At 74.6% G+C, this 2,944-nt stretch carries 1 protein-coding gene; it reads right to left on the reverse strand.

Features of this window, described 5'->3' with window-relative positions; all coding sequences use genetic code 11:
* On the reverse strand, positions 1 to 2,921 hold a 2,921-nt coding region (locus Q8M82_RS16575), incomplete at its 3' end, for a translocation/assembly module TamB domain-containing protein (protein WP_305692428.1).
* Positions 2,922 to 2,944 lie beyond the last annotated feature (23 nt).

The raw sequence follows: 2,944 nt of genomic DNA on the forward strand, positions 1-2,944 counted from the left end.
GCCGGCGCGGGCCGTCCGGCACGGCCGGCGGGCCGGGCGGCGCGCTTCTGCGCGGCGAGGCGAGCGGCGGCGGTGCCGGTCGGGCGGACATGCCTGATTCCATCGACGGGGCGTAGCGTCGCCGGCAGACGGTCGGGAACGGTCACGTTCAGCGAGAGCACATCGACGCGCCCGCCGATCCGCGGACGCTGCGCCAGCGGTCCCTCGAGTTCGAGGCCGAGATTGGCGACCGCGGTGACGATGTCGCTTGAGACGAGCTGGGCGCGGTTGCCCTGCACCCGAATCGAACCCGGGAAGCCCGCGCCAGGATCGAGCGCGACCCGGCCGGTGGCCGAGAGCGTGCCGCCATTGGGGGTGCTGGCGGTGGCGCGCTCGATGGTGAGGTTTTCGCCCTGCGCGGCGATGCGGGCCTCGACCGCCGTCAGGCGGATGCCCTGGATCACGTCGGTGAAGCTGCCGCCGGCGAGGGTGGCGGTGCCCGACAGGCGCGGGGCCGACAGGCTGCCGGCGGCGCGCAGGTCGAGCGCAACAGAGCCCGTGACCCGCCGCCCCTGCGCGCCGATCAGCGGATTGGCGAGGGTGGCGTCGATCCGGCCCTGCGCCGCGAGGTCGAGCACGCCGGCTGCGTTGAGCGGGGCCGTACCACGCAAGGTGAGACTGGCGCCGCGGCCGGCATTGACGCTCGCGTCGATCGTCGTGACCTCGCCCTTCAGCGCACCGGACGCCGCGATCTCGACCGGCGGCAGGCCGGCCCGGCGCGTCTCCGGCGTCACAAGGCGCGTGACCTTGACGCTCCACGGCCCGGTCGGCGCGGCGGCGGTGCCGCCGATCTTCGCCTGGGCTTCGAGCATGCCGGAGAGATCGAGGCTGGGGGCAAGGATGCGGGCCGCCGACAGCGGGACATTGCGGGCGGCGATGTCGAGGTCGAGCGCCTCGCCGGCGCGGCCGGCCAGCGTCAGGCGGCCGTTCTCGATCGCCAGCGCGAAGCCTGCGATCTCGACGCCACCGGCCGGGAAACGGAAGCTGGCGGGGTTGGCGAGCGCGATGCGGCGGCCGTCGCGGCGCGCCTCGAAGCTCGCCAGTTCGAGGCCGAGCGGTTCGCCGGGGACGAGACGGCCGGCGCCGTTGAGGGCAAAGCCGCGCGCGGCGGCGCTCAGGGTGAAGGCGCTGGCGTCGGGGGCGCCTTTCGACTCGAATCGGATGGCGCTGATCGCCTCGCCTGCGACGACAGCGCGGTCGATCGCGAGCGACGCATCGAGCTGCGGCCGGCCATAGACGTCGCGTGCGGCGGCGGTCGCATCCAGGCGGTCGATCGCGACCGAGGGGCCGGCGAGCCTTAAGCCCTTCGCGGTGAGGTCGAGATTCTGGCGCCCCTCCAGCACGGCGAGGCGGATGTCGGCGTCGAGCTGGCCGCCGAGCTTGGTCAAGGCGAGCGCCGAGAGATCGTCGAGATTGCGCGCGGCCAGCGTGAGGCGCCCCTCGGCGCGGCTGGTGGGATCGAGCGTCAGGGCGCCGTTCAGGCGCACCGAGCCGATGGCCACGTCGAGCGCCGAGAGATTCCAGCCGTCCCCCGGCAGGCGGGCGAGCGCGAGCGTGCCGGTGGCGGGCTTGGAATCGATCTCGCCGTCCAGCGTCAGGCGGGTGTCGAGCGCGCCCTGGAGATCGCGCACGACGGCGTCGATGGCGAGCCGCGGGATCGGCCGGGCGAGCGCGGTGGCGTTCGCGACCGCGAGGCGGGCGGTGGCGTCGAGCCTGTCGCGCGGACCGGTGATCCGGGCGGTGACGTCGCCGCGGCCCGAGAGCCGCGGATCGGCGCGCTTCAGATCGGGCATCGACACAGCGAGCCTGAGATCGGACGCCTGCGCACCGAGCCCGCCCTCGGCCGTGATGGCGGCGTGCTCGCCGGCCAACCTCAGCCCAGAGACGGTGAGGTCCCCCGCCAGCGAACGGACCCGGCCGTCGAGCGTGAGGCGGCCCGACAGCAGCCGGTCGAGCCGGGCGTCGCCGGTGGCGAGGCGGTCCCCTCGCCCGCTCAGGGTCGCGGCGTAGTCGTTGCGGCGGGGCGTGGCGTCGATCTCGGCCCCCACTTCGGCCCGGCCCGCGAGCGGGCGGCCGGCGAGGCCGCTCAACCGGGCGAGATCGGGCAGCACGGCCTGCAGGCGGCCGAGCACGCGGGCGTTGCCGGCCTTGCCCGTATAGTCCAGCTCCACGCCCGACATCGCCAGCCGCAGCGCCTCGAAATCCGCGGTGCCGTCGTCCTGGGCGACGCCCCTGAGCGTGAAGGTGACGCGCTCGCCGACGGCGCGGGCGAGCCCGCGGTCGACCAGGGTGATGCCGGCGGCCTGGCCATCGGCGGTCAGGGCAATGCGCGTGCCGGGCTCGCCGATCGTACCCGTCGGAGTCGCGTTGAAGGTGAGGCCGAGGCTGGTAAAGCCGCCGGCCGGCAGCCTGGCCTGCTGCGCGTCGAGCGTGGCCGCGATGGTCGGCCCGGCGACCGGTCCCTTGATCGTCGCGTCGAAGGCGAGCTTGCCGATCTCGGTGCCCGAGGCGACGGTCTTGCCCTCCGCATTGGGGCGGGCGGCGGCGGTGACGCGCAGGTCGAGCTGCTTGTCGGCGGTATAGCGGCCGAGCACGTCGAGCCGGGCCAGGGCCGAGACCAGCGCCATGTTGCGGATGTCGATGGCGCCTTCGTCGGCGAAGCCGACCGAGCCGTCCAGCCGCGTCGAGCCGGCGAAGACCGGAGCGACGGGCGCGGGCATCAGCCCTTCGATACGAGCATCCAGCGCGAGATCGAGCTTGCGCTCGCTGCCGGTGCGATCGAGCCGGGCATCGCCGCGGGCGCCGATGGTCGGGCCGGCATTAAAGATCAGGGTCGAGCCGAACGAATCGAGCGGGCCGTCACCGCCGAGATCGAGCGTCACCGGCGGCTCGCCCGGCAGGCCGG

The organism is Allobosea sp., from assembly GCF_030694325.1.
Taxonomy (GTDB): domain Bacteria; phylum Pseudomonadota; class Alphaproteobacteria; order Rhizobiales; family Beijerinckiaceae; genus Allobosea.